The organism is Dokdonella sp., assembly GCF_044227025.1.
Lineage (GTDB): Bacteria > Pseudomonadota > Gammaproteobacteria > Xanthomonadales > Rhodanobacteraceae > Dokdonella_A.
On record NZ_JBGAFX010000003.1, the window covers coordinates 77,379 to 103,670 of the forward strand.

Consider the following 26,292-nt stretch of genomic DNA (forward strand, 5'->3'; position numbering starts at 1 on the left):
TGCATGCGCCTGCTTTCCCTCGAAGGCAAACTCGCCGCCGCACTTGCCGCCGCACTGGTTGCCGCGGCGGTGCTCGCGGCGTGGGCGACGACCTGGTTCGCGTCGGCGTGGTACGGCGCGGCGGCCGCGGTGCTCGTGCTCGCATTGCCGGCGCTGGTGTTCGCGCGCCAGCTCGCGCACCCGGTCGCGTCGCTGATCCGCGCCCTGTCCGGCAGCGTGGTCGCGTTCCGCGATGGCGATTTCAGCTTTTCGATCGGTACCCGCCGCAGCGACGAGGTCGGTGAACTCGTCGCCGCGCACAACGAACTCGGGCGCGTGCTTCGCGAGCAACGCCAGCATCTGTTCCAGCGCGAGTTGCTGCTCGACACCGTGGTGCAGAACACGCCGACCGCGCTGGTGCTGGTCGAACCGGGTGGACATGTCGTGTATGCGAACGTGTCTGCGCGGCAGATGCTCAACGGCGGCCGCTCGCTCGCCGGCGAGCGCTTCGCCGAGATCGTCGCGAGCGCACCGGAAGCGTTGGCGCGTGCGATCGGGAGCGGCGCGGATGGACTGTTCAGCGTGGCGTTCGACAACGAGGACGAGACGTTTCATCTGTCGCAGCGCGAGTTCAAGCTGCAGGGACGCGCGCACCGCCTGTACCAGATCAAGCGCCTGACGCGCGAGCTCGCGCGCCAGGAGGTGATGACCTGGAAGAAGGTCATCCGCGTGATCAGCCATGAGCTCAACAACTCGCTCGGGCCGATCCGTTCGCTCTCGCATTCCGGGCGCGAACTCGCCCGCCTCGGCGATGCGGCGCGGCTCGGCATCGTGTTCGACACGATCGAGGAACGCACGCGCCACCTCGAAGGATTCATCAACGGCTATGCGCGGTTCGCCAAGCTGCCGCTGCCGCGGCCGGAGCGGATCGAATGGGCGCCGTTCCTCGCCGCGCTTGCGCGCCACTATCCGTTCCGTGCGGTCGGCGCGGTGCCGGAACAGCCCGGCTGGTTCGATCGCGCGCAGGTGGAGCAGGTGCTGATCAACCTGCTGAAGAACGCGCACGAATCCGGCGGGGCTGCCGATGAGGTCGAGCTCGGCGTGGCGCAGGGATCGCGCGAAGTGCGCATCGAAGTCGCCGACCGCGGCAGCGGCATGAGCGAAACCGTGCTCGCCAATGCGCTGCTGCCGTTCTATTCGACCAAGCGCGCCGGATCCGGACTCGGCCTTGCGCTCGCACGCGAGATCGCCGAGGCGCACGGCGGGCGCGTGCACCTCGCCAACCGTCACGGCGGCGGCCTCGCGGTCACGCTCGCGCTTCCGATCGTCGAAAGAACCGAAGCAAGAGACTGAAACACGCAGCACGCCGGGCGCACGAAGGGAAATCCAGGATGGGCGCAGCAGTATTTTTCCTGCGCGTGCTCGGCTTGCGGCTCCGCTCTGTTCGCACTCCGCTGCGGTCGCCGGTGCGCGAGTGGGGCGCGGGGCTATACTGGTCGTCCAATCCGGGGAGAGCGCCATGGGACTGTATCTGCCGCTGATCGTCGTCGTCGTCGCAGTGATCCTGTTGTCGAAGCTGGTGCGCATCGTGCCGCAGGGCTTCGAATGGACGGTCGAGCGCTGGGGAAAGTACACGCATACGCTGACGCCGGGCTTCCACCTGCTGATCCCGGTGATGCAGAACGTCGGGCGCAAGATGAACATGATGGAGCAGGTGCTCGACGTTCCTTCGCAGGACGTGATCACCAAGGACAATGCGGTCGTCAAGGTCGACGGCGTGGTGTTCTACCAGGTGCTCGATGCGGCGAAGGCGGCGTATGAAGTCGCGCAGCTGGAAGTCGCGATCATCAACCTGATCATGACCAACATCCGCACCGTGCTCGGCTCGCTCGACCTCGATGAATCGCTGTCCAAGCGCGACGAGATCAACGCCAAGCTGCTCAAGGTCGTCGACGAGGCGACCCATCCGTGGGGCCTCAAGGTCACGCGCATCGAACTCAAGGACATCCAGCCGCCGCGCGACCTGGTCGACTCGATGGCGCGCCAGATGAAGGCCGAGCGCGAGAAGCGCGCGAACATCCTGGATGCGGAAGGTTTCCGCCAGGCCGCGATCCTCAAGGCCGAAGGCGAGAAGCAGTCGGTGATCCTCGCCGCCGAAGGCCAGAAGGAAGCCGCGTTCCGGGAGGCCGAGGCGCGCGAGCGTCTTGCCTCTGCGGAAGCGAAGGCGACCGAAGTCGTGTCTGCCGCGATCGCCGGCGGCGACGTCAATGCACTGAACTACTTCGTCGCGAACAAGTACATCGAGGCGCTCAAGGCGATGGCCGATTCGCCGAACCAGAAGATGCTGCTGCTGCCGATCGAGGCGACCGGCGTGCTCGGCTCGCTGGCCGGCATCGCCGAGCTGGCGAAGAATGCCCTGGCGGAGCAGGGCGCGCCGCGCGCGTCGGCACCCCCGCGCGCGCCCGCGCCGCCGCGCGTCCCACCGCCGGATCAGCGCTGATCCGCTCCGGACCCGTTGGAGACATGCTCATGGACAATTTCGTCGACAACTATGGCTGGTGGGTGCTCGCACTGGTGCTGATCGGTGCGGAAATGATCGCGCCCGGCTATTTCCTGCTCTGGATCGGCATCGCCGCCGGCCTGATGGGCATCCTCACCTGGATCTTTCCGGCGTTGCCCGCACTCGGCCAGGCGATCCTGTTCGGCGCACTCGCGATCGCGGCGTGTGCGGTGTACTGGAGATTCATCCGCCCGCTCGCCGAGCAGCGCGACGACCAACCGCTCTTGAACAAGCGCGGCGAGCGCATGGTCGGGCGCCGGGTCGTCGTGGTCGAGGCGATCGTCAATGGCCGCGGCAAGGTCAAGGTCGGCGACGGCCAGTGGCTGGTCGAGGGGCCGGACCTCGCCGTTGGCAGCGAAGTCGAAATCGTTTCGGTGCAGGGCACCACGTTCACGGTGAAACCGGTGGCGTGAGCGCGTCGTGCGGGCGATCCCGTCCGCCGGTGCCTGCCCCGGGCGGAAATCCCGCGTTGCCCGCGGAGCGCAGACACGATCCCCCACTGCCGCGATAATGCGCATCCCGCATACCCGGAACGGACCCGACGATGACCCAGAAGACCATCCTCAACGACACCCACCGCGCGCTCGGCGCGAAGATGGTCGACTTCGGCGGTTGGGACATGCCGATCAGCTACGGCTCGCAGATCGAGGAGCATCACGCGGTGCGCCGCGATGCCGGCATGTTCGACGTATCGCACATGACCGTGGTCGACCTGCACGGCGCGCGCTGCCGCGAATTCCTGCGCCACCTGCTCGCGAACAGCGTCGACAAACTGAAGGTGAGCGGCAAGGCGCTCTACTCGTGCATGTTGAACGAGCAGGGTGGGGTGATCGACGACCTCATCGTGTACTTCCTCGCCGAAGACTTCTTCCGCGTCGTCGTGAACGCCTCCACGCGTGACAAGGACCTCGCCTGGATCGAAAAGCAGGCGGCGGCATTCGACGTGAAGGTCACCGAGCGGCCCGATTTCGCGATGATCGCGGTGCAGGGGCCGAACGCGCGCGACAAGGTGCTCGGCCTGCTGACGCCGGATACGCGCGCGAAGGCGGCGAAGATCGGCAAGTTCGTCGCCAGCGAGGGCGACGGCATGTTCATCGCGCGCACCGGCTACACCGGCGAGGACGGTTTCGAGATCATCGTGCCGGAGCAGGACGCGGTGTCGTTGTGGAACCGCCTGAAGGATGCCGGCGTCGCGCCCTGCGGACTCGGCGCGCGCGACACGCTGCGCCTCGAGGCGGGCATGAACCTGTACGGCCAGGACATGGACGAGTCGGTGTCGCCGTGGGAGGCGAACCTCGGCTGGACCGTCGCGCTCGACGAAGGCCGCGCGTTCATCGGGCGCGACGTGCTCGAGCGGCAGAAGGCCGCCGGCGATCACCGCGTGATGGTCGGTCTCGTGATGGACGACAAGGGCGTCCTGCGCCACGGCCAGCGGGTGGCGACGCCGCAGGGCGATGGCGAGATCCTCTCGGGCAGCTTCTCGCCGACGCTCGGCAAGTCGATCGCGTTCGCGCGCGTACCGGCTGGCGCCACCGGAATGCTGCACGCGGACATCCGCGGCAAGCTGGTGCCGGTGCGTGTAGTGAAGTACCCGTTCGTGCGCGACGGCAAGCCTTGCGAAGGCGTTTGAGCCCACTCGTCGCGTTGTACGTTTCCCGTTGCTAGAATCCGTTCCGCTGACTACCCAAGGACCCGTGTCATGCAAGAGATTCCCGGTGATCTGAAGTTCATGAAGTCCCACGAATGGGCGCGCGTCGAGGACAAGGGCACGGTGACCTGCGGCATCTCGGACCACGCACAAGGCCTGCTCGGCGATCTCGTCTACGTCGAACTGCCGAGCGTCGGCGACACGGTCAAGGCCGGCAATGCCTGCGCCGTGGTCGAGTCGGTGAAGGCCGCGTCCGACGTCTACGCGCCGGTGTCGGGCGAGATCGTCGCGGTCAACGAGGCACTGCCGGACAAGCCCGAGACGATCAACGAGGACGCCTACGGCGATGGCTGGCTGTTCGTGATCAAGCCGGACAATCTGGCCGAGGATCAGGAAGAACTGCTCGACCCGGACGCATACGCGGAGCTGATCGAGAGCGAAGAACACTGATCCCTGTTCCGAAGTCTCCGGGTTTGAATCCAAGGGCGCGCCAATGGCGCGCCCTTTTTCATGTCTGCTTGCGTGGCCTTGCGCTGGTCGAGCGGAGCTTGCTCCGCTGCTCCTGCTTGCCGCCCTTTTGACAGTCGAGGTGCATCACGAGTCGCGCAACTCGGTTGCATCACGGTGACGATCCACACGTCGATGCGCCCGTGTGTGGACTCACCAGTCGTGCTCGCATCATCTTCGAGAGCGTGCCGAAGGTTGCTCGATCGATGCATCGAACGTCGTCGCGATGACTCCGTCGCGAGTGCTGGCGACGCCCCGATCGATCCGAGTCGAGGATGCCGATCGGCACCGCAATCCGGCCTCGACGCCCCCGGAAGAGGCGAAACCGAAAAATATTTTTTCCGCCGTTCACCCGCCGTTGAGGCATCTGGTGGCGCCACGCGAGCCGCGCGCTTCCACGCTTGTCAAGCATCTGCATCGTTGCGTTATGCGTCCGCCGCAAGTTCGAAATCGGCAAGGTGGAAAACCCGCAAAGCCGCGCCACGCCTAGCTTTCCGGGCTTTCACACGCTTCTTTTAATGCGCTATTTACAGACGTTAAGACGTCTGGACGTCCTTAGTAAAAAGTGCACATTGAGCGTGTTTAGCGTGGCTCGGGAGGGGCTCGGAGGGCGCTTGGAGGCGGTTCGGGAACCTCTTGTTTCCCCTCAGAAATTTGTTGACACGCGCTTGGGACAGTAATAGTTTCTGCGCCGGCGTGACAAACAAATAAAGGAAACATGACTGCGACACGCTTCATCGTCCCCTACGTTGAACACGGCGCGAAGGCCGGGTCGGTGAAGAAAATCACGGTGTCGGTTCCCTTTCACATTCTCAAGCTTCTGTCCGACGAACGGACCCGCCGCCAGGTCGGAAACCTGCGGCACGCCACCAACAGCGATCTGCTGTGCGAAGCATTCCTTCACGCTTTTACTGGGCAACCACTGCCAACTGACGAGGAGCTAAGACGCGATATGGCCATGAAGAAAGCAGCTGCAAAGAAGAAACCCGCCAAGAAGGCCGCCAAGAAGGCGGTGCGCAAGACCACGGCGAAGGCGAAGACCGCAACGGCCCGCAAGACGGGCGCTGCGAAGAAGCCGGCGGCCAAGAAGGCGGCCAAGAAGGCCGTCAAGAAGGCTGCAAAGAAGAAGTAATGCCACTGTCGGGTCGTCCGTCTCCGACGTGACGGTCCAGGGTTACAGCTTCGCGACCGGAACCTGGTCGCGAAGCGGCCCGAAGAAGTGATCTGCAACACGCAACACGTAGCAAGCAACAACAAGCACCATCGGAAAGAGACTCGCCTCTCCCTGCGGATACGCCCAGCGCAGGGAGAGGATTTCTCCGCAGCCTTTCCTCCTTCCGCGCCGACTTCCCCTCCCTTCGATCGAGCTGCTCCGCTTGCCGGTGGCGCGCGCATGCCTTTGCGCCGGATCCGAAGTCGCCGGCCCCCTGTTTCTTCAGTCGCGCTTCGCGCTCGCCACGCCCCTTCGCCCGCTGCACTCGCAGTAGCGGGGTGACAGCAGTTGTCCGGAATGGGTCAGTGCGACAGCAGGGTCGCGACGGTGTACCCGTGCTCGCTGCGCCCCGCAATGATCTTCGCGCAGCTCATCAGTGGCACTGCCAGCAGCAGACCGGCAACGCCCCATACCCAGCCGAGTACCACCAGCGCCAGGAACACCATCACCGGATCCAGCGCGAGTCGACGCCCGACCAGATGCGGCGTCACCAGTTGTCCTTCGACGAGGTGCAGGCCGAGGAACGCAGCGGGTGCGGCGAGTGCATGCAGCGGCGTGGTGAACTCGGCGAACCCGGCGACCGCAAGCACGCACGCGGTCAGCAAGGGTCCGATGAAGGGTGCGTAGTTCATCAGCGCGGCGAGCCCTCCCCACAGCAAGGGGTCGGGGACATGCAGCAGCGCAAGCGCACCCGCGGTGGCAAGACCGAGCGCGAGATTGATCAGAGTGATCGTGATCATGTACAGCGACAGCTCGTGCTGCGCCTGGCGCGTCGCCTGCACGAGGTCGCGCTTGGCACGCAGATGCGGCGCGAGGGTCACGAACTTGCGCAGCAGCGCATCGCCGTGCAGCAGGAACAGGAAAGTCAGGAACAGCACGACCAATGCACCGGCCAGCACGGTCGGGGCGGTGCTGGCTAGCTGCGAGAGCACGCCGGACGAGGAATCGACCACCTGCATCGGTTCGCTGCCGCCCATGTTGGCGAGCTTGCCGAGTTCGCGCGTCGCTTCGCTCGCCGCCTGCAGCGGGCGGCGCAGGTCGCGCAGCGCCGACTGCAGGTGCTCGAGCGCGCGCGGCATGCGCGCGATCCAGGTGCGCGCTGGCGCCGCGAGTGCGAAGAACGCGCCGGCAGCGGCGGCGATCGCAATCGTGATCGCGACCAGTGCGCCGAGTGGCCGCGGAACCCGCCAGCGTTCGAGCCCCCTTACCAGCGGCGCGAACATCAGGCCGAGCAGGATCGCGAGCAGGATCGGCACGATCAGCGCTTCGGCGAGCGCGCAGGTATAGGCGATGAGCACGGCGAGGATCGTCGCGCACAGACGCACCAGCGTTTCCTGCGGCGTGGTCGCAGCGGCTTCGTCGACGACGACGGGCGCCGGCGACACGCCCGCAACGTGCGCAACCACCGCGGCGGGCTGCCCTGCAGAGTCCTCGTTTGCGGTCGTCATCATGCGCGCTCCTCGGTGGGCGGGCGATCATGCATGCGCAATGCACCGATCCAGGCGTTGACGGGAACGCGCAAAAGCAACATGCCCACGCTCGCCAGCCCACGCGCGATGCGCATCACGCCGCCGAGCGGCAGCAGGCCCGCGACGGCGCCCGCTGCGGCTCCGGTACCGAGCAGCGCGACAGGACCGTGGCGATGGATGCGTGCGCGCACGCGTGCCGTCGACGCGTGCAAGCCCGCAGTGGCATCCGCGAGACGCCGCTCGGCGATCGCGAGCCGGAGTCGGCGCTCGCGCCGCCTCACGCGCGCGCCTCGGTGATGCCGGCGAGTACGCGGCGCGTGCGTGGCAACGTGAGTTCGCGCCAGCAGCCGCGCATCGCGAACAGGACCGCAACGCCGCCGATCACGTTGGCGAGGGCGACACTGCCGATGCCGAGGAACAGGTTGCCGCTGAGCTGGTACACGCCGACGGCGATCGCCGCGCTTGCCGCGAGCCAGGCGCCGACGCCGAGGAAGACCAGCAGGAACGACAGCCAGACGAGCAGCAAGGCGCTGCTGCGCGCGAGACTGAGCTCGGCGCGCAGCAGCGCGAGCGCCGCCTGGGCGACGCGCATCGCCTGGTCGAATGCAGTGCGTGCGGCATCGAAATCCCGCTCGATGCCGCCGCCCCCTTCATCCGCCCCCTGCGCGTCCATGTCAGCGACGACGCAGCGCGCGGGACAGGACGAACCCGGCAGCGAACGCGATGCCGAAAGCAGCCAGCGGGTGCGCGCGCACCTGCTCGGTGGCGGCGCTACCGAACGTTTTGGCGCCTTCCGCGAAACGTTCACCCGCGTCGCGCAGTTCCTGTTCCAGATGCGCGCCGTTCGCGCGCAGCTTCGCACGCAGGCGGCGCAGCTCGCCGCGGGTCGCCTCGATGCTCTCTTCGGCGGCATCCGCGACTGCTTCGCCGGCATCGCCCAGTTGCTGCTTGACTTCTCGTACGCTTGCCATGGGACGTTTCTCCTCAGGAGAGAGTGCGGCCAGACGGGGCCGGGCCGCACCAAGGAACCCGCTGACGCGGGAAGGTTCGGCAGTCCGCCGGCGCTGGATTTGCGCCGCCGGACGTCGCAGCGCCGGGTCTTCGGCACCGGGGTGCTTGCGACGCGACGATTCGCAGCGGAAGCTTACGCAAGCGATTCTGAACGCACCTCGGACGAGGTGCCGTCGCTGCATGGCGTGCATTATGCATTCAGGGGGTATAGGTTTAGTCTCGCGCGCGGTTTCCGCGTGCTCCATATCAAAGCAGCGGGAGGGTTGGGACATGCCGGAACTCATCGGCCAACGCACCACGTCCATCGATGCAACAGCAGCCGTGCGCACGATGCGCGGTGGCGCCCCGGCCCGCATGCGCGGGCTGGCGGCGGCGCAGCTCATCGTCATCATCGGCATCATCGCGCTGCTCGCGATCGGCGCCTGGTGGTACCTCGGGGGTTCCGGTCCGGCGAGTACCGGCACCACGACGGCGCCGGCGGCATCGACCACCGCGGCGCCGGATGCGTCGCAGGTTCCGGCGCCGGAGGCGGGTGATGCCGATCTCACCGTCGACCAGCTCTACAAGGAAGCGCGCTCGGCGATGAGTGAGAATCGCATGGTCGTTCCGGCCGGCAAGAACGCGCTGGAATATTACCTGCGCATCCTTGCCAAGCAGCCCGACGACACCGGCGCGAAGGACGCGTTGCGCGAGATCTTCCCCTTCGCGACCGCGGGCGTCGAGGACCAGATCAACCAGGGCAATTTCGACGAGGCGGGCCGCATCATGGCGCTGCTGGCGAAAGCCGATCCGAGCAACTACACGCTGACGATCCTGCGCAGCAAGCTCGACCTCAAGAAGAAGCAGAACGATCGCGACCTCGCGCAGAAGGCGGTGGCGGATGCGGCCGCAGAAGCGGCCAAGACGCGAACCGCGCAGGCGCCAGCCGCTTCCGGCGACACCACCGCCGCAACGGCCGAGACATCCGCTGCTGCGCCCGCGGGCGGTACCACCGCGCCCGCAACCGCGAGCGAAGCACCCGCCGCGGCTGCCGCGCCCAAGCCGACCGAAGTCGCGAAGGCGACGCCACCGCCTGCGCCGGTTGCGCCGGCCGGCGAATCGCGCGAGGTACGAGTGCTGACGCCACCGCGTCCGTCGTACCCGCCGGCGGCTGTACGCAATCGCCAGGATGGCTGGGTCGAAGTCGAATTCACGGTCGGTGCCGATGGCTCGGTGCAGAACGCGCATGTGACCGCGTCCGAGCCGGCGCGCGTGTTCGACCGCGAAGCGGTCAGCGCGGTGCAGCGCGCCAAGTTCGATCCGAAGATGGAGAACGGCCAGGCCGTCGCGTCGACCCTGCGTCGTCGCATCGAGTTCAAGCTCGGCAACTGAAGCATCGCGGCGCGGCGGCGGCATGCGCCGTCGCGCCGATCAACGCGTGCCGTCAACACCGCATCGCCAAACGACGATGTGTCAGCACTGCGCGTGCATCGTCAGTTTGCGACACGCGTCGGCCGCACGCTCTTGTTGCCCGCGTCAGTCCGCGTTGCCGCTTGCTTCGGTGGCATCGTCATGGTCGATGCCGGCCCAGTTGACTTCCGGCAGGCCGAGATAGCGATCGAACAGCATCGGCATCAGGCCGGCCGGCAAGCCCGACTCGCTGTTCCACAGCATCGCCGCGCCGAAGCGGTACTTCGGCAGGAAGGCGATCATCGCGCGGTACCCCTGCACCGCGCCGGCGTGGAAGATCAGGGTCTCGCCGGCGTAGTCGTAGATGCGCCAGCCGAGTGCGTATTGCGCGTCCTTGAGTCGACCGCGCTTCCACGGCGTCGCGCGCAGCTCGCGTTCGGTTTCGATCAGCGGCTTGTGCAGCGTGTCGAGCAACGCCGGCGACAGCACGTCCGGGCGACCGCCCATCTGCGCGATCAGCCACTGTTCGATGTCGCGGATGCTCGCGTTGACACCAGCCGCCGGCGCCACGCGGTAGTACGCCTCATTCGGCACGAATGGCGACCAGCTGCTTCCGAAGTGGTGGTGCGGACGCGCCCAGCTCTTCGAGCTTTCGAGTGCGTCGCGGCCATAGGTCGCCGTCGTCATGCCGAGCGGGCGGAACAGGCGCTTTTCGACCTGGTGGTAATAGAAGTCGCCGGTAGTCGCGAACACGACGTCGCCGACCAGGCTGAAGGCGATGTTCTGGTAGGCATAGCAGGCGCCGACCGGACACGCCATCGGTACTTCCTTCAGGCGATCGACGAGCAGCTCGTACGGTTCGTCCTGTTCCAGCAAGGTGTCATAGGTATTGTGCGGCAGGCCGACGCGATGACTGAGGATATCCTGCACGGTCAGGCGCTGGGCGCCGTCGACATCGCTGAGCGTGAACGCGGGCAACATGTCGCCGACCTTGCTGTCCCACTGCAGGCGACCGTTCTCGACCAGCAGGCCGGTCATCGCGGCGGCGAACGCCTTCGACAGCGAGGCGAGGCGGAATACGGTGTCGGCGTGCACCGGCTCGCCGGTCGACCAGTCGGCATAGCCTATGCCGCGTTCGAGCAGGACCTTGTCGTCCTTCACGACCGTCGCGGCGAGTCCCGCGACACCACCCGATTCACCCACCGCAGCGAGCCAGGTGTCGAACTCGCGCGCGATCGCTGCGCTGTCGTGCGCGACCGCGCGCGGATCGGCCAGCGGTACCGGGATGACAGGCTCGGCATGCACGCGAGGACGCGTCGTGGCGATCGCCTTGCGGGGGAACTTCGCGTGCGCGGCGCCGTGTGGAGCGCGCTGGCTCGCATGCGCCTTCTTCGGCCGGCCGGCGGCATCGACGGAAGCGGACAGGGCAATTGCAATTGCCGCAACGAGGGCGACCAGGGCGCGTGGGGTGCTGCTCAATTCAGTCTCCGGGGCCTCGAAGGACCCTCGTGTTATGCTCGAAACGCCTTGATTCTAGCAGGATACTTGCCAAGTCGAATGGGCTGCACGTTGCACAGCTTGTTGTTTTTCGTGTACCGCGTCCGCAAATCGTGATGGACGTCCGCCATCATTCAGCTACACGCATCGGAGGGTTGGAATGAGCATGATCGTCCTGCTGGTCATCCTGGCGGCCCTGGCCCTGTGGCTGGTGGGCATCTACAACGGCCTCGTCGCCGGCCGCAACGGCTACAAGAACGCGTTCGCGCAGATCGATGTCCAGCTCACGCGCCGCTATGACCTTATCCCGAATCTGGTCGAGACTGCCAAGGGTTACATGAAGCACGAGCGCGAGACGCTTGAAGCCGTCATCCAGGCGCGCAACTCCGCCGTCAGCGGGCTGGCCGCCGCGAAGTCGAATCCGGGCGACGCCGCCGCGATGCAGCAACTGGCGGGTGCCGACAATGCACTGACCCAGACACTCGGCCGCCTGTTCGCATTGAGCGAGGCCTACCCTGACCTCAAGGCGAATCAGAACATGATGCAGCTGAGCGAGGAGCTGACCTCGACCGAGAACAAGGTCGCGTTCGCGCGTCAGGCGTACAACGACTCGGTAATGTCCTACAACAACCGCCGCGAGATGTTCCCCGGCTCGATCTTCGCGAACATGTTCGCGTTCCTGCCGGCCGAACTGCTGAAGATCGAATCGGAGCAGAAGCGCGAAGTGCCCAAAGTGCAATTCACCTGACATCGGGTCGAAGCATGGGCCTCCCGTACGCCGTATCGTCGAGCGTGCGAATCCGCACGGCACCCGATCTCCTTCAACCCGGCGGGGAGAAGGATTGGACGAGGGGTGATCGGAGCGACGACTTCGTCATGCACAGGCGCCGCGCTCCTGCATGGCACGTCACACCGGCCTTCTCCCCGGCAGCGAGGGGGAGAAGATGAATTTCTTCGCGCACCAGGACCTCGCGCGCCGCCAGACGCGACGCATGCTCGTGCTGTTCGCGCTTGCGGTCGTCTCCATCGTGTTGCTGATCGACGCGGTCGTGCTGCTTGGTTTCGGGCATGGCCGCGCCGGGCCTGGCGGATTCGTGGTCCTGAGCCTGCTGGTGCTCGGTGTGATCGGTTCCGGTTCGCTGTATCGCATCGCTACCTTGCGCGGCGGCGGCGCTGCGGTCGCCGCGCAACTGGGCGCGCGTGAAGTCCCGAACGACACGGGCGATTTCACCTACCGGCGCCTGCGCAACGTCATTGAAGAGCTCGCGATCGCCGCCGGTGTGCCGGTCCCGCAGGTGTTCGTGCTGGAGGACGAGCGCGGCATCAACGCGTTCGCTGCCGGCTACGCGCCGGCCGATGCCGCGATCACGGTGACGCGCGGCGCGCTCGACAAGCTCACGCGCGAGGAACTGCAGGGCGTGATCGGGCACGAGTTCAGCCACCTGCTCAACGGCGACATGCGCCTGAACATCCGCCTCGTGGGCGTCGTGTTCGGCATCCTCGTGGTGTCGGTGATCGGCCGCAAGATCGCCGAGGGCGCCGGTCGCGGCGGGCGCGATGCGAGCGGCGCGGTGATGTTCGGCCTCTCGCTCGCCGCGGCCGGCTACGTCGGCGTCGTGTTCGGCCGCATCATCAAGGCGTCGATTTCACGCCAGCGCGAATTCCTCGCCGACGCTTCGGCAGTGCAGTTCACGCGCCAGACCGAAGGCATCGCCGGCGCCCTGAAGAAGATCGGTGCGCTCGCCGAGGGATCGACGCTCGACAGCGGCGAGAAGGAAGAGGTCGCGCACATGCTGTTCGGCGATGGCGTCGGCTATTCCGCATGGTTCGCGACCCACCCGCCGCTGCTCGATCGCATCCGTCGCCTCGAACCGTCGTTCCGCAGCGATGAACTCAAGGCGATCGCGGCGGCGTGGTCGCAGCCGGTGCTGGTCGACGACCTCGACGCGCCGGGCCTGTCGATCTCCGGCTTCTCGCCGGCCAACGCGAAGCCTTCAACGTCGCGCGCTTCATCGATGCCGTTGCCCGCGGCGGGAGCACAGTTGCGCATCGCGCCGGTTGGCGTGGTGCGCCAGGTCGGCAATCCCGGCAAGGACGACCACGTCGCCGCGCGCACATTGCGCAAGAGCATTCCCGGCCGCCTGCGCGAGGCCGCGGTGCAAGCCAAGCAGGCGATCCCCTTGCTGTATGCGCTCGTGTTGAACGAGGACGCCGACCTGCGCGCGCGCCAGCTCGACCTGGTCGCGCAGCGCCTCTATGCAGGCACCGCCGCGCTGGCGCGCGAACTCGGCGAAGCGGTGGCCGACCTGCATCCGATGCAGCGCCTGCCGCTCGCCGCGCTGGCGTTTCCCGCATTGCGGCGGCGACCGCGCGCGCAGCTCGACCTGTTCATCGCGACCCTGCACGAGCTGATCGCTGCCGACGGACACGTGACCCTCGACGAGTACTGCCTTGCGCGGCTGCTCGGCGCGCAGGTCCTCGAGGCGCTCGATCCGGCGTCCAGCCGCGTGATCGGCCGTGCGAAGCTGGCCGAGGTCGAGGCCGAGCTGAAAGATGTGCTCGCGATCGTCGCGCAGTTCGGCCACGACGACGCCACCGCAGCGCAACGCGCATATGCGCTCGGCCTCGGCGAAGCGCTGCCGGCCGCGAAGCTCGTGCATGCGCCGCCGTCGGACTGGATGGCAGCGCTCGATCGCGCGTTGCCGAAGCTCGATCGCCTCGGCGCACCCGGGAAGGAACTGGTTGTCGCGGCGCTGACGCGCGCGATCAGCGCGGACGGCATGGTCAGCGTCGCGGAATCGGAATTGCTGCGAACGATCTGTGCGTCGTTGCATTGCCCGCTGCCGCCATTGCTGCAGGTTGCGCACTGACGTCGCATCGCGACCGGTGTATGGTCGCAAGCACGGGAGCACGCGCCGCGTTGCATCGGCTGCGTGGCTGGGTTGCCATTGTTGCGCACGACGCGTTCCCGACGAGCGATATCTGGTAGAAGCGAGCGCATGAACCTGCACATCTCCCCGCAGCGCGCGACCGACGAACTGCTGGCGCGACCGAACCTGCGCCTGCGCGTCGGCGAGCAGATCGTCGACGTCGGCGCGTTGCGCGTGGCGACGCGACCGGAGCTGCCGCGCCTGACCGGCAAGGCGGTCGCGGTCTTGATCGAACTGGTGCGCCACGCCGGCAGCACGGTCACGCGCGACCAGCTGCTCGAGCGCGTGTGGACCGGCCGCTTCACCACGCCCGACGTGCTGAACCAGGCGATCACGGAGCTGCGCCGCGCGCTCGCCGACGACAGCCGGCCGCCGCGCTACATCGAGACGATCCCGAGGGTCGGTTACCGGCTGATCGCGCGCGTGCAGTTGCTGGAGCCGGATGAGGGTGCGTTGTTCATTGACTCTGCCGAGCCGTCGATCAATGACGATATCGCGCCGGCCACGGCGGTGCGCGAACGCGCGCCGGCGCGCAGCAGGCGCAGGACGACCCTGCTGGTCGTGTTGCTTGCGATCGCAGTGGTCGCGGCTGCACTGCTGGTGCCGGCTGCACGCAACCGGCTCGCGCCTGCAGCGGGTACCGCCGGCGCACCGGCGACCGCCGCGCATCCATGGCGCGTGTCGGAGGCGCGCGCGCTGACGTCCGATCCCGGCGCCGAACGCCGTCCGCACATTTCCGCCGACGGCTCGCGCATCGCGTTCGGGCTGCTCGACACGAGCACGGGCTTCGACCGCATCGTCGTGCGCACGCTCGAGCCGTCGCAGCTCGTGCACCTGACCCCGGGACGCAACGAGCACGAAGCATTGCCGGTGTGGTCGCCGGACGGTGCGCGCATCGCCTACGAGCGCCTGCATGGCGCCGGCTGCACGATGCACGTCGCCTCCAGCCTCGGTGGCAGCGAGCGGGAGATCGGGCGTTGCCGTCGCTACTTCAGCAACTATTACGACTGGACGCCGGATGGCCGCGCGCTGGTTTCCGCCGGGCGCGCCGACGACGAGCAGGACGGGTTCCGCCTAATGCGCCTCGATCTCGAATCCGGCAGCAGGACGTTCTTCGACTACCAGCGCGACGCGCTCGACCAGGACATCGAACCGCGCTATTCGCCGGATGGGCGCACGATCGCGTTCCGGCGTGGCTTTGCGCCCTACAGCGACCTGTTCGTGATGGACGCCTCCGGCGGCGCGGTGCACCAGCTCACGCATCTCGCGACCCGCATCCGTGGCTATGCGTGGACGCGTGACGGACGCGCGCTGGTGTTCGCCTCTGGCCACGCCGGGCCGATGGCATTGTTCACCGTCGATGTGGCAAGCGGCGCGCTGCAGGCGCTAGGTGTCTCGCCCGCCGAGTACCCCGACACCGCGCGCGCGACCGACACGGTGGTCTACGAGATCCCGCGCACGCGCAGCGCGCTGTCGATGGTCGCGTACGCGGACGCGAACGCGACACCCCGCGCGCTGGCGACATCCACCGGCAGCGATGCCGCGCCGCGCGTGTCGCCGGACGGCGACCGCGTCGTGTTCGTGTCCGATCGGAGCGGCCAGTACCAGCTATGGCTGTATGACCTGAAGGCCGCGACCGCGCTGCCGCTGACCGATCGCGCCGACGCTGGGGTGACTTCGCCGCAATGGAACGCGCAAGGCACCCGCGTGGTTGCCGTCGAGAACGATGCGCAGGGGCGGCACCTGATCGAGATCGACCTCGCCAGTCGCCGCCGGCGCGTGCTGTCGCGCCCGGAGGAGAACGTGCTGCTCGGCGTGCCCGGCGCTGCCGATACCTACGCGTGGATCGCCGGCACCTCCGGGCGCGACAACCGCCTGCTGCGCGTGCGCCATCCCGGCACCCCCGAAGAAACGCGCGACACGCTCGCCGAAGCGGTCGGCATCATCGAGGCCGATCCGGCGAAGGATGTCGTCTACTACGAACCAACCACCGGCGGGCGCCTGTTCCGCGCCGACCTCGACAGCGGCGCCAGTCAGCTCGTCGCCGGGCGGTTGCCGGACGGCGCGTTTGCCTGGCGCATCGTCGACGGTCGCCTCTGGTATCTGTCCGACATCGAGGAGAAGAGCTCGAAGTTGCACGAGTTCGATCCGGCCAGCGGCAACGACCGCGTGATCGGCACGCTCGACGCGATCATGCGCAACCTCGACTTCAGCGTGATGCCCGACCGCAAGCAGATCCTGATCGTGCCATTCGGCACCGAGGACACCGACGTCGGCATGTTCCACTTGACCCGCAGCGAGCCTTCGGCACGCTGAGCTGCGCGACCGCATTTGCACGCAGACGCGCAATTTCCGTCATTCCTGTCGGAGATTCCCGCAACCCGCGCCGCGCGCGCAGCGTGCACTCTAGTCGCGCCCTCCAACGGGCAGATGTGTCACAGCATCGAAGTGCAAAACCCTTGGCGGACCACGGGATCGGGACCCCGGGTCCGCTATTTTTATGACCATGGATGGTAGGTACACCGGTCCGCGGATGCTCCCGGCATCCGCGAACACTCCCCACGTCCATGCGGGTCGAAAATGCAGGAGCAATTTCCGGTGTGACCATGGATGGTCGGTACACCGGTCCACGGATGCTCCCGGCATCCGCGAACACTCCCGACGTCCATGTGGATCGGAAATGCACGAGCAACTTCCGGTGTGACACGGATGGTCGGCCACGCGGGTCGGAAAACGACAGAGCAGTTCCCGGTGTCAGGGCAAGCACGCCCCCAGCGCCAAGGGCACCACCTGCAGCACCGAGCCGTCGCGCTCGTCCTGCACGAACGCAACGACGTTCGCGTTCGCAAGATCGAGCGTCTTCGGCAGCTCGAGCTCGACCTCGCTGGTGCCCATCGGCAGCGGACCGGCAAACGCGCGCACGACGTGGTCGTGGCGCAAGGTCTTGCCGCGGTTTTCGCCACCATCGACCGCATTCGAAAGACCATCTTCGGCCAAGGCGATGAACACGCGCTCGCTGCCTTTGCCGTCAGCGGTTTCCACTTTCGCCTTCAACGTCGCAGCCGCGCGGGTGACCGAAAGGTTCAGCACCGACGCGTCGGTTTCGACCGGCAGTGGCGGCGCGCCTTTCGGGAAGTCCTTCCACAGGCGACCGTCGACCGCGACCTGCGGCGTGTAGAGGATGCCGCGCCGATCCTGTTGCGCGAGCCGCTTCTGGCGCTTCGCGAAACGCGCATCCGCCCACGGGTCATGCCAATCCTTGGTATCCCAGTAGTCGACGTGGTATTCCAGCCCGGCCCAGCCCGGCTTGCCGCGCAATGCGCTGAGCCAACGCTCGGCCGGCGGACACGAACTGCACCCTTCGCTGGTGTACAGCTCAACCAGGTGCGGACGGTCTCCGGCGCCGGTCGCGACGCAGGCAGCGGAGCCTGCGACGGGAACGGCGGCCAGCAGGCATGCAAACAGGCGGTTGTGCATCGATCGACCTCGCGCGGGATTCGCTCCAGCCTAGTGCGGGCGCCGCGCGGATGGTTGCCGATGCTGCGCGCCTGTCGATGCAATTGCGCTGGTTCGGGACGCAACCGGTGTCCGCGCGGGACTTCGCATCGTCTGCCGGCGCCGCCTGCAAGCCCATGATCGGAAACCGCTTCGCGAATTCCATCGATCGAATTCGCGAGAACCTCGCAACAATTTCCTGACCCCGCTGGCGATCGGTCCTATGCAGGACGCCGGTCGTTCCTGCGGAGGTCGCATGCACATCATCCATCACCATCTCACCCACGGCACGAGCCTCGAACTCGCTGCCCGCACGATCGCGGTCGGACGCGAGCCCGCGCTGGCGGTCATCCATGGCGGCGGCCGTGGCTGCGTGCTGCGCATCGAAGGGCCGGTCGCGGCGATCTGGATTCCGCTGCGCGGACGCCTGCAACTCGGGTCCGGTGGCGATGCGCTCGCGTATCCAAGCGAAACCCGCGTCACCGAGACCGAGCCGCGCGTGCATGCGATCGGTCGCGGCAACGCGATCTGGGTCGCGATCGCGGGCACGCCGACGGCGTGGCGCAACGCACTGCGTGGCCTGCTCGGCAACCCGGTGCCCGAACCACTGCTGCTGCCGGCGCGGCATCCGGCCGACCACGACCTGCGACGGCGTTCGATCGCGCTGGCGCGCGCGGCCGTCGGGACGTCTGCCGAAGCGCCCGCCGAAGCGTTGCTCGATCGCATCGTCGCCCTGCAGGGACAATTCGCCGACGCCATCGCGCGCTGTCCCGGGCGAACCTATGCCCAGCGTCGCCAGGTATTCCTGCGCCTGCAGCGCGTGCGCAATTACCTCGCCGCGAACTGCCACCTGGATGTCGACAACGAGGCGCTCGCGCGCATGGCGAGCTACTCGCCGTGGCATTTCATCCGCGCATTCCGCGCCGCGTACGAGGAGACGCCGCACGCCTACCTCGTGCGACAGCGCCTCGAGCGCGCGCACCGCATGCTGCGCGCGAGCCCGTTGGCGATCGCGGAGGTCGCACTGGCGAGCGGTTTCGAGAACCGCTGCGCGTTCTCGCGTCTGTTCCGCCAGCGCTTCGGAGTCACCGCCGGCACGGTGCGTCGGCAGGCAAGCGCTGGCGCCGGCGTGCCTCTCGCGGCCGCGTCTCGATGAAAGCGCAAATCCTGCAACGCGTGCTGCCCGGCATCGGCACCGCGCCGACTTCACGGGTTTTTAAGGTTCGCATGACATTGCCGCAGCGGCGGCCGTCCATCGCTTGACTGGAGAAAACAACATGACAAACCCACTGCTCCGACATGCCATCCACAATGCATTGCGCAACTACGCAATCGCCGGAGCCTCGACGCTTGCCCTCGGCATCGCGCTTCCCGCGGTCGCGCAGGACGCCGCGCAAGACACGAATACGCAGAAGCTCGACACCATCACCGTGACGGGTTCCAACATCCGTCGCGTCGACATCGAAACGTCCAACCCGGTCATCACGGTCGACCGCGCCGAGATCCAGAAGTCCGGCAAGCTCACGGTTGGCGACCTGCTGCAGCAGCTGCCGACGATCGCCGGCATGGCGAACAACCCGAACGTCAACAACGGCGGCGGCACAGGCGGTGCGTTCATTTCGTTGCGCGGCCTTGGCAGCAACCGTTCGCTGGTACTCGTCGACGGCAAGCGCATCACCAACGGCGACGTCAACGCGATCCCGAGCGCCGCGATCGAACGCATCGAAGTCCTGACCGACGGCGCTTCGGCGGTGTACGGCTCCGACGCGATCGCCGGCGTGGTCAACTTCATCACGCGCAAGGACTACCAGGGCGCGGAAATCCAGCTGAACTATGGCGTTTCCGATCGCGACGATGGCGCCCGCCGCGGCTTCACCGTGGTGTTCGGCCAGACCTCCGACAAGGGCAGCCTGATCGGCGGCATCGACTACAACAAGACCGACCAGATCCTCGCCGGCCACCGCGACTTCTCGCAGTACTCGCTGTCGCTGAACCGTACCGGCACCGCGGTGCGTCGCGCCGGTTCGTTCACGGGGCCGGGCGGCTTCTTCGTCGGCCTGCCCCAATTCGCCAATTGCAGCTACTACGGCTACGGCACGGTTGATCCGAGCGCGCCGGGCGGCGGCGGCATCCCGCAGGGTTACCGTTGCTACGAGCCGGCATCGACGACGAGCACCGGCGACACGTTCAACTTCGCGCCGATCAACCTGATCACCACGCCGCAGGAACGCACCAACTTCTTCCTCAACGGCAGCTACAAGCTGACCGATTCGACCGACGCCTACATGCAGGTCTTCCACAACGGCACCAACTCCGCCGGACAACTGGCACCGCTGCCGATCCAGTTCGGTCCCTCCGGCGTCACGGTCACCGCAGGCAACCCGTACAACCCGTTCGGCGTCGACGTCGGCGCGGGTTCGGCAGACGGCTACGACTTCGGCGTGCGCCTGACCGCGCTCGGCCCACGCATCATCAACTTCAGTTCGAAGACCGACCAGGCGCGCCTTGGCATCAAGGGCAGCCTGTTCGGTACCGACTGGCAGTACGACCTGTGGGGCAACTATGGCCATCAGTCGTTCGTGTTCCGCAACATCAACTACTTCAACGCGGCGGGCGCTGCGCGCGCGCTCGGTGACAACTGCAACCTGCCGCAGGCGGGCGTGCCGATGGACACCAATACCTGCCTCGACATCTTCAACCAGCGCGACCCGAACACTGCCACGCTGCTGCACCAGTTCTATTCGCTCGGCGTCGACAATGGCAGCCTGCAGACCGAACGCCAGGGTGGCCTCGACCTCAACGGCCCCTTGTTCGACCTGCCGGCGGGCCAGGTCAGCGTCGCTGCGGGCGCGAACTACCGCAAGTTCTACCTGCGCCAGTTCGCCGACACCGTCACGCTGACCGATCCGGTCACCAATACCTGCCCGGCCGGTTCGGCATCGCTGTGCAACGCCCCGTACACGGGCGGCTTCAACGTCAAGGAAGCCTACGTCGAGGCATTCGTGCCGGTGCTCAAGGACCTGCCGTTCGTGCACAGCCTCAACGTCACGCTCGGCGATCGCTGGTCGAAGTACAACACCTTCGGCAGCACCAACAACTGGAAGCTTGCGGTCGAGTACCGCCCGATCGAAGACCTGCTGCTGCGTGGAACGATCAGCAAGGTGTTCCGCGCGCCGAACACGGCGGAGCTCTTCACCGGCACGTCGAGCTCGTTCGACTCGTACACGTTCAACCCGGCGTACAACGAACCGCGTTCGACCGCCAACAACCAGGTGCAGACGATCTTCTCCGGCGCCGCGGTATCGGGCTTCCCGATCCAGCCGGAGCAAGGCAAGTCGTTCGACTTCGGCGTCGTGTACGACCCGCAGTGGCTGCCGGGCTTGTCGCTGAGTGCCGACCTGTGGCGCATCTTCCTGAACGACAACATCCAGCGTCCGAGAGGGCAGACGATCGTCGACCTGTGCTACATCCCGACGCACGCCTACGATCCGGGCAATCCGTATTGCGGCTACATCAACCTCAATGCGCAGGGCACGATCACCAACATCAGCGGCGTGTCGGTCTTGAACCTCGGCCGCCTCGACGTCAAGGGTGTCGACTTCGCGGGCGTTTACAAGCTGCCGGAGACCTCGTTCGGCAACTTCTCGCTCGGCCTGAATGCGACGTACCTGACCGAGTACAACAACGCGGTGCCGGCGAGCCCGACATCGCATGTTGCCGGCGCGTTCAACACGCAGTTCGGCACCTTCCCGCGCTGGCGTGCATTGGGCAGCGTGTCGTGGCAGATGGGCGACTTCTCGGCCAGCTGGCAGATGCGCTACATCGGCCACCTGAAAAACAACGTCAACGCGTTCCGTGGCCTGCCGGACGGTTTCCTGCCGATCGGTGCGGTCACGTACCACGCCGTGTCGTTCGGCTACAACATCGAGCCGATCAACACGCGCATCGACATCGGCGTCGACAACCTCGGCGACAAGCAGCCGCCGCTGTACTACCAGTCGACGGTCAACGCGAACATCGACATCAACACCTACGATCCGATCGGCCGCTTCTACTTCGGGCGCGTGACCGTGAAGTTCTGAAGCCCGGCAACCAACCGACCGACCGCCGGCAAGTCGGCGGTCGATCGAATCCTCCCACCGAGGGCCACGCGGCGATGCCGCGTGGCCTTTTCCTTGCGTCACGTCCCCGCGACGCCCGTTAGACGTACATTGACGTACGAAGCGCCTCGTTGACTAGTTGGCGTGAACGTCCTAGGCTTCGATCGCGGACCGGCTGCGAGCGCCTTCGCAACGGCTGCCGATTTCCCCTGGTCGGTCGGAGTACGGAGGACGGGTGATGGCGGAGTCGATTCGCTTTCGGCACGACGCGCAATGCATGAATCCGCCGGACTCGCTGGCGGCAGTCATCGCGGCCAACATGCGGAGCACGCCGATTCGCCGACGAGGATCATTCCCTCGCCGATGCATCCGACGTGGCCAGCAAGCATTCGGCCTGCACACGGCTGCGCGCAGCACTGGCCATGCGTCGAGCCGCCCATCGCGGTCTCCCATTCCGCTCGACGCAAGCCCGCAACGCCACGTCGAAAGTTCGTGGACGCGCAGCATCGGCACATGGGATCAATCCATCCCATGCAATCGAAGGAGCACCGGATGATCGAAATGATCTCGACACTTCGCGATACCGGCAGGAAAGTCGGCAGGGTGGGTGAGGTGCGTCTGCCCGTTGCCTCGAAGTGGATCGGGCATGGGGCGAGCATGGACATGAGTGCCATCGTGCCCTCATCCGCACACAAGGGCATCGTCGCCGTGGTCGGCGGTGGTCGCGGCTGCCAACTGCGCACGGACAGGGCGGCATCCATCATCTGGATTCCGCTGCGCGGTCGCGTCCAGGTGGGCAACGGCGGCGACAGCCTGCTCGGCACCGGCGAGGCACGCGTGACCGAGGCCGATGCCTGCGCGTATGCAGTCGGTCGCGGGCACTCGTTGTGGATCGCACTGCTCGCCCCGCCCGGCGTGTGGCGGCAGGTCATGCATGGGCGCCTGGGCGTTCCCGCCGCCCAGGCGTGGCTGTTCCCGGCCCGGTATGCGATCGACCGCGACCTGCGACACCGCGCCGTAGCACTTGCTCGCGCAGTCGCGGCGGAGAACGCCGTGGAAATCGCGGTGGAAAACGTGCTCGAGCGGATCGCCGGGTTGCAGGCGGGGTTCGCCGAAGCGATCGCGCGTTGTCCCGGGCGCACGCATGCGCAGCGACGCCAGGTATTCGTGCGCCTGCAGCGGGTGCGCAACTACCTGGCCTCGAACTGCCACCTCGAGATCGACAATGACGAACTCGCGCGCATGGCGAACTACTCACCTTCGCACTTCATCCGCGCCTTCGGTTCGGTGTACCAAGAGACGCCGCACGCATTCCTGATCCGCCAACGACTCGAGCGCGCGCGTCGTCTCCTGCGCGTCAGTCCACTGGCGATCAACGAGATCGCCCTCGAGAGCGGTTTCGAGAACGCCAGTGCATTCTCGCGACTGTTCCGCCAGCGTTTCGGCATCACCGCCGGCGCCGCGCGCAAGCTCGCCGCATCACGCGACGCAGTCGCGGCCTAGCGAGCGCGCAATTTTCGCAAATTGGCGCCGTGCGCCCTGCCAAGGCGAAGCCTTCACATCTTTTTAATGTGCGAAGCAGATTGCCATTCGCGGCAGTCCTTCGGACATTTTGGAGAAGAACATGGCAAACGCACTGCTTCGAAGCGCGATCAACCAGGTGCTGCGAACCTCCGGCACCGTCGGTTTGTCGACGCTTGCCCTCGGTTTCGCCGCGTCCGCGGTCGCGCAGGATGCGGCACAGGACAGCGGTACGCAGAAACTCGACACGATCACGGTCACGGGTTCGAACATCCGTCGCGTCGACATCGAAACCTCGAACCCGGTCATCACCGTCGACCGCGCCGAGATCCAGAAATCGGGCAAGCTGACCGTCGGTGACCTGTTGCAGCAGCTGCCGACGATCGCCGGCAACGCCAACAACCCGAACGTGAACAACGGCGGCGGTACGGGTGGTTCGTTCATCTCGCTGCGCGGCCTCGGCACCAACCGTTCGCTGCTGCTCGTCGACGGCAAGCGTGTCATCAATCCCGACGTAAACGCGATTCCGTCTGCAGCGATCGAGCGCATCGAAGTGCTGACCGATGGCGCCTCGGCGGTGTACGGCTCGGACGCGATCGCCGGTGTCGTGAACATCATCCTGCGCAAGGATTACCAGGGCGCGGAAATCCAGCTGAACTACGGCATCAGCGACCATGATGACGGCGCGCGCAAGGGCTTCTCGTTCACCTTCGGCCAGATGTCCGACAAGGGCAGCCTGGTCGGCGGCATCGACTACAACAAGACCGACCAGATCCTGGCCGGGCATCGCGCATTCTCCGCAACGCCACTGTTCTTCCTTCCTTCCGGCGTCGTTCCGGCAGGCTCGGTCGCTTCGCCGGGGGGCTCGTTCACGAACTTTCCGCAGTTCGCCAACTGCAGCTACTACGGTTACGGCACCTTCGATCCGTCGGCACCGGGCGGCAACGGCGCCCCTGCGGGCTACCGTTGCTTCCGTGGTCCCGGCGATCCCGCGGGTCCGACCGATACCTACAATTACCAGAGCCTCAACCTGATCACGACGCCACAGGAACGCACGAACTTCTTCCTCAACGGCAGCTACAAGCTTACCGATTCGATGGAGGCCTACATGCAGGTCTTCCACAATGCGACGCGTACGGCCGGCCAGGGCGCCGAAGTGCCATTGATCTTCAGCAACACCGGCCTGACCCTCAGCGCCGACAACCCGTACAACCCGTTCGGCATCGACATCGGTGCCGGCGAAGGTGCCTCGCCGAATGGCGAGAACGTGCAGATCCGCCTGAAGGCGCTCGGTCCGCGCGTGATCAAATTCCAGTCGAGCACTGACCAGGCGCGCGTCGGCCTGCGCGGGAACATCTTCGGCAGCGACTGGCAGTACGACCTGTGGGGCAATTACGGACACACCGCGGGACTGTTCCAGAACCTCAACTACCTCAATGCGTCGTCGATGGCGTTCGCCCTGTCGGGCGACTGCACGCTCCCGACCCCGGGCGTTACCGTCACGCCGCAGAACTGCCTCAATCTGTTCGACCAGAACGATCCGAATACGGCGTATGCCCTGCAGCACTTCTACTCGCTCAACTCCGACGCGGGTGCGCTGTCGACTTCGAGACAGGGCGGCCTGGACGTGAATGGCACGCTGTTCGATCTGCCGGCCGGCTCGGTCTCGATGGCTGCAGGCGCCAACTACCGCAAGTTCTACGTGCGCAACTACAACGATACGGTGAGGACGACCGACCCGGCTACCGGGACGTGTCCGGCCGGCTCGTCGTCGCTGTGCGCGACGCCGTTCACGGCCGGCTACAACGTGAAGGAAGCCTACGCGGAAGTATTCGTGCCGATCCTGCGTGACCTGCCATTCGTCCACAGCCTGTATCTGACGGGCGGTGACCGCTGGTCGAAGTACAGCACGTTCGGCAGCACCAACAACTGGAAGCTGGCCGTCGAATACCGTCCGATCGAGGACCTGCTGCTGCGCGGCACGGTCAGCACGGTGTTCCGTGCGCCGAACACGACCGAATCATTCGCGCCGGTGGGTTCCTCGTTCGATCCGTACACCCGTGGTCCGGGTGAGCCGCGCTCGACCTCGGGCCCGCAGATCGAGACGGTGTTCAGCGGCGCGAGCGTCGGCGGCTATCCGCTCAAGCCGGAGAACGGCAAGTCGTTCGACTTCGGCGTGGTGTACGACCCGCAGTGGCTGCCAGGCCTGTCGCTGAGCGCAGACGTGTGGCGCATCTACCTGCTCAACAACATCGTGCGTCCTACCGGCCAGAACGTGGTCGACATCTGCTACGCCAACGGTTCCTACGGCGGCGACAGCAATCCGTATTGCGCGCTGCTGCAGTTCTCCGGCGACAGCATCCAGACGATCAGGCAGCTGACGTACCAGAACCTCGGGCGTCTCGATGCGACGGGTGTGGATTTTGGCGGCGTGTACAAGTTGCCGGAGACGGCGTTCGGCCACTTCACGCTCGGCCTCAACGCGACCTACCTGACCAAATACAACAACTCCTCTGCGATCCTCGGCATTGACGACCACGTGGCAGGCACGTACAACAACCAGTACGGCAGCTTCCCTCGCTGGCGCGCGATAGGCAGCATCGGCTGGCAGATGGGCGCCTTCTCGGCCAATTGGCAGCAGCGCGTGATCGGTCGCCTGAAGAATACGGCAGGCCAATTCAGCTTCCTGCCGGGCGGATTCCTGCCGACCGGAGCGGTCGTGTATCACAACGTGTCGTTCGGCTACGACATCGAGCCGATCAACACGCGCATCGACATCGGTATCGACAACGTCGGCGACAAGCAGCCACCGCTGTTCTATCAGTCGGTCACCAACGCGAACATCGACATCAACACGTACGATCCGATCGGCCGATACTATTGGGGTCGCGTGACCGTCAAGTTCTGATCGTCCTGCGTTGCTGCGATCCTTCGGGACCGCGCGGCTGGTCCGCGCGGTCCCTTTCTTGTCCA

Annotated in this window: 20 protein-coding genes; 14 read left to right on the forward strand and 6 right to left on the reverse strand. The window is 66.4% G+C overall.

Annotation, left to right across the window (positions count from 1 at the left end):
* The first annotated feature begins 3 nt into the window (after nt 1-3).
* From ACILRJ_RS08040 to metJ, 6 genes are all read left to right on the forward strand, one after another.
* Nucleotides 4-1,332, forward strand: coding sequence for a sensor histidine kinase (locus ACILRJ_RS08040; protein ID WP_395682196.1), 1,329 nt, complete (start codon nt 4-6; stop codon nt 1,330-1,332).
* 166 nt (nt 1,333-1,498) lie between these two features.
* Complete coding sequence (locus tag ACILRJ_RS08045; protein WP_395682198.1) at nt 1,499-2,479, forward strand: SPFH domain-containing protein; 981 nt, start codon at nt 1,499-1,501, stop codon at nt 2,477-2,479.
* Between the two features lie 29 nt (nt 2,480-2,508).
* Nucleotides 2,509-2,952 (forward strand): NfeD family protein, encoded by a 444-nt coding sequence (locus tag ACILRJ_RS08050; protein WP_395682200.1) that lies wholly within the window; start codon nt 2,509-2,511, stop codon nt 2,950-2,952.
* 131 nt (nt 2,953-3,083) lie between these two features.
* Nucleotides 3,084-4,169 carry a glycine cleavage system aminomethyltransferase GcvT gene (gcvT, locus tag ACILRJ_RS08055; RefSeq protein ID WP_395682202.1) on the forward strand — a complete coding sequence of 362 codons (1,086 nt, stop codon included), beginning with the start codon at nt 3,084-3,086 and terminating at the stop codon, nt 4,167-4,169.
* A 69-nt stretch (nt 4,170-4,238) separates the two neighbouring features.
* On the forward strand, nt 4,239-4,637 hold the full coding sequence (gene gcvH / locus ACILRJ_RS08060) for a glycine cleavage system protein GcvH (protein ID WP_395682204.1): 399 nt from the start codon (nt 4,239-4,241) through the stop codon (nt 4,635-4,637).
* 775 nt (nt 4,638-5,412) lie between these two features.
* Nucleotides 5,413-5,826 carry a met regulon transcriptional regulator MetJ gene (gene metJ / locus ACILRJ_RS08065; RefSeq protein ID WP_395682206.1) on the forward strand — a complete coding sequence of 138 codons (414 nt, stop codon included), beginning with the start codon at nt 5,413-5,415 and terminating at the stop codon, nt 5,824-5,826.
* A 383-nt stretch (nt 5,827-6,209) separates the two neighbouring features.
* On the opposite strand, the gene ACILRJ_RS08070 is transcribed toward metJ, so the two are convergent.
* Genes ACILRJ_RS08070 through ACILRJ_RS08085 form a run of 4 tightly spaced genes read right to left on the reverse strand, consistent with a single transcriptional unit; the run spans nt 6,210 to nt 8,578 of the window.
* A complete protein-coding gene (locus ACILRJ_RS08070; protein ID WP_395682208.1) occupies nt 6,210-7,358 on the reverse strand; it encodes an AI-2E family transporter in 1,149 nt (382 codons plus the stop codon).
* Entirely contained in the window at nt 7,355-7,657 is a 303-nt protein-coding gene (locus tag ACILRJ_RS08075) for a hypothetical protein (RefSeq protein WP_395682210.1), read from the reverse strand. Before ACILRJ_RS08075 ends, ACILRJ_RS08070 begins: the two co-directional genes overlap by 4 nt.
* Nucleotides 7,654-8,049, reverse strand: coding sequence for a hypothetical protein (locus tag ACILRJ_RS08080; protein WP_395682212.1), 396 nt, complete (start codon nt 8,047-8,049; stop codon nt 7,654-7,656). The genes ACILRJ_RS08075 and ACILRJ_RS08080 overlap by 4 nt, the downstream gene beginning before the upstream one ends.
* 1 nt (nt 8,050) lies before the next feature.
* Nucleotides 8,051-8,578 carry a hypothetical protein gene (locus ACILRJ_RS08085; protein ID WP_395682213.1) on the reverse strand — a complete coding sequence of 176 codons (528 nt, stop codon included), beginning with the start codon at nt 8,576-8,578 and terminating at the stop codon, nt 8,051-8,053.
* Between the two features lie 79 nt (nt 8,579-8,657).
* On the opposite strand from ACILRJ_RS08085, the gene ACILRJ_RS08090 reads away from it, so the two are divergent.
* Nucleotides 8,658-9,758: an energy transducer TonB gene (locus ACILRJ_RS08090; RefSeq protein WP_395682215.1), complete on the forward strand. Its 1,101-nt coding sequence runs from the start codon at nt 8,658-8,660 to the stop codon at nt 9,756-9,758.
* Nucleotides 9,759-9,902: 144 nt separating this feature from the next.
* Here ACILRJ_RS08090 and ACILRJ_RS08095 read toward each other — a convergent pair whose 3' ends face one another.
* The gene (locus tag ACILRJ_RS08095; protein ID WP_395682217.1) at nt 9,903-11,255 is read right to left on the reverse strand and encodes a serine hydrolase domain-containing protein; all 1,353 of its coding nucleotides are present in this window, start codon (nt 11,253-11,255) and stop codon (nt 9,903-9,905) included.
* 178 nt (nt 11,256-11,433) lie between these two features.
* Between ACILRJ_RS08095 and ACILRJ_RS08100 the strand changes: the two genes are divergently transcribed.
* From ACILRJ_RS08100 to ACILRJ_RS08110, 3 genes are all read left to right on the forward strand, one after another.
* Entirely contained in the window at nt 11,434-12,021 is a 588-nt protein-coding gene (locus ACILRJ_RS08100; protein ID WP_395682219.1) for a LemA family protein, read from the forward strand.
* 151 nt (nt 12,022-12,172) lie between these two features.
* Nucleotides 12,173-14,143, forward strand: a complete 1,971-nt coding sequence (locus tag ACILRJ_RS08105) for a M48 family metallopeptidase (RefSeq protein WP_395682221.1) — start codon at nt 12,173-12,175, stop codon at nt 14,141-14,143.
* A 129-nt stretch (nt 14,144-14,272) separates the two neighbouring features.
* A complete protein-coding gene (locus ACILRJ_RS08110) occupies nt 14,273-16,519 on the forward strand; it encodes a winged helix-turn-helix domain-containing protein (protein ID WP_395682223.1) in 2,247 nt (748 codons plus the stop codon).
* A 438-nt stretch (nt 16,520-16,957) separates the two neighbouring features.
* Here ACILRJ_RS08110 and ACILRJ_RS08115 read toward each other — a convergent pair whose 3' ends face one another.
* Entirely contained in the window at nt 16,958-17,680 is a 723-nt protein-coding gene (locus ACILRJ_RS08115) for a DUF1223 domain-containing protein (protein WP_395682225.1), read from the reverse strand.
* Between the two features lie 274 nt (nt 17,681-17,954).
* On the opposite strand from ACILRJ_RS08115, the gene ACILRJ_RS08120 reads away from it, so the two are divergent.
* The 4 genes from ACILRJ_RS08120 (at nt 17,955) to ACILRJ_RS08135 (ending at nt 26,227) form a co-directional block, all read left to right on the forward strand.
* Entirely contained in the window at nt 17,955-18,854 is a 900-nt protein-coding gene (locus ACILRJ_RS08120; RefSeq protein ID WP_395682227.1) for a helix-turn-helix domain-containing protein, read from the forward strand.
* Nucleotides 18,855-18,975: 121 nt separating this feature from the next.
* Nucleotides 18,976-21,780, forward strand: a complete 2,805-nt coding sequence (locus ACILRJ_RS08125) for a TonB-dependent receptor plug domain-containing protein (protein ID WP_395682229.1) — start codon at nt 18,976-18,978, stop codon at nt 21,778-21,780.
* 579 nt (nt 21,781-22,359) lie between these two features.
* Complete coding sequence (locus tag ACILRJ_RS08130; protein ID WP_395682231.1) at nt 22,360-23,301, forward strand: helix-turn-helix domain-containing protein; 942 nt, start codon at nt 22,360-22,362, stop codon at nt 23,299-23,301.
* Nucleotides 23,302-23,422: 121 nt separating this feature from the next.
* Nucleotides 23,423-26,227 (forward strand): TonB-dependent receptor plug domain-containing protein, encoded by a 2,805-nt coding sequence (locus ACILRJ_RS08135; RefSeq protein ID WP_395682233.1) that lies wholly within the window; start codon nt 23,423-23,425, stop codon nt 26,225-26,227.
* The last annotated feature ends 65 nt before the right edge of the window (nt 26,228-26,292 follow it).

Bases quoted from the DNA above. Each gene is read 5' to 3' on its own strand.
- ACILRJ_RS08040 (WP_395682196.1), top strand. From the start codon at position 4: ATGCGCCTGCTTTCCCTCGAAGGCAAACTCGCCGCCGCACTTGCCGCC.
- ACILRJ_RS08045 (WP_395682198.1), top strand. From the start codon at position 1,499: ATGGGACTGTATCTGCCGCTGATCGTCGTCGTCGTCGCAGTGATCCTG.
- ACILRJ_RS08050 (WP_395682200.1), top strand. From the start codon at position 2,509: ATGGACAATTTCGTCGACAACTATGGCTGGTGGGTGCTCGCACTGGTG.
- gcvT (WP_395682202.1), top strand. From the start codon at position 3,084: ATGACCCAGAAGACCATCCTCAACGACACCCACCGCGCGCTCGGCGCG.
- gcvH (WP_395682204.1), top strand. From the start codon at position 4,239: ATGCAAGAGATTCCCGGTGATCTGAAGTTCATGAAGTCCCACGAATGG.
- metJ (WP_395682206.1), top strand. From the start codon at position 5,413: ATGACTGCGACACGCTTCATCGTCCCCTACGTTGAACACGGCGCGAAG.
- ACILRJ_RS08070 (WP_395682208.1), bottom strand. From the start codon at position 7,358: ATGATGACGACCGCAAACGAGGACTCTGCAGGGCAGCCCGCCGCGGTG.
- ACILRJ_RS08080 (WP_395682212.1), bottom strand. From the start codon at position 8,049: ATGGACGCGCAGGGGGCGGATGAAGGGGGCGGCGGCATCGAGCGGGAT.
- ACILRJ_RS08085 (WP_395682213.1), bottom strand. From the start codon at position 8,578: ATGCACGCCATGCAGCGACGGCACCTCGTCCGAGGTGCGTTCAGAATC.
- ACILRJ_RS08090 (WP_395682215.1), top strand. From the start codon at position 8,658: ATGCCGGAACTCATCGGCCAACGCACCACGTCCATCGATGCAACAGCA.
- ACILRJ_RS08100 (WP_395682219.1), top strand. From the start codon at position 11,434: ATGAGCATGATCGTCCTGCTGGTCATCCTGGCGGCCCTGGCCCTGTGG.
- ACILRJ_RS08105 (WP_395682221.1), top strand. From the start codon at position 12,173: ATGGCACGTCACACCGGCCTTCTCCCCGGCAGCGAGGGGGAGAAGATG.
- ACILRJ_RS08110 (WP_395682223.1), top strand. From the start codon at position 14,273: ATGAACCTGCACATCTCCCCGCAGCGCGCGACCGACGAACTGCTGGCG.
- ACILRJ_RS08115 (WP_395682225.1), bottom strand. From the start codon at position 17,680: ATGCACAACCGCCTGTTTGCATGCCTGCTGGCCGCCGTTCCCGTCGCA.
- ACILRJ_RS08120 (WP_395682227.1), top strand. From the start codon at position 17,955: ATGCACATCATCCATCACCATCTCACCCACGGCACGAGCCTCGAACTC.
- ACILRJ_RS08125 (WP_395682229.1), top strand. From the start codon at position 18,976: ATGACAAACCCACTGCTCCGACATGCCATCCACAATGCATTGCGCAAC.
- ACILRJ_RS08130 (WP_395682231.1), top strand. From the start codon at position 22,360: ATGATCTCGACACTTCGCGATACCGGCAGGAAAGTCGGCAGGGTGGGT.
- ACILRJ_RS08135 (WP_395682233.1), top strand. From the start codon at position 23,423: ATGGCAAACGCACTGCTTCGAAGCGCGATCAACCAGGTGCTGCGAACC.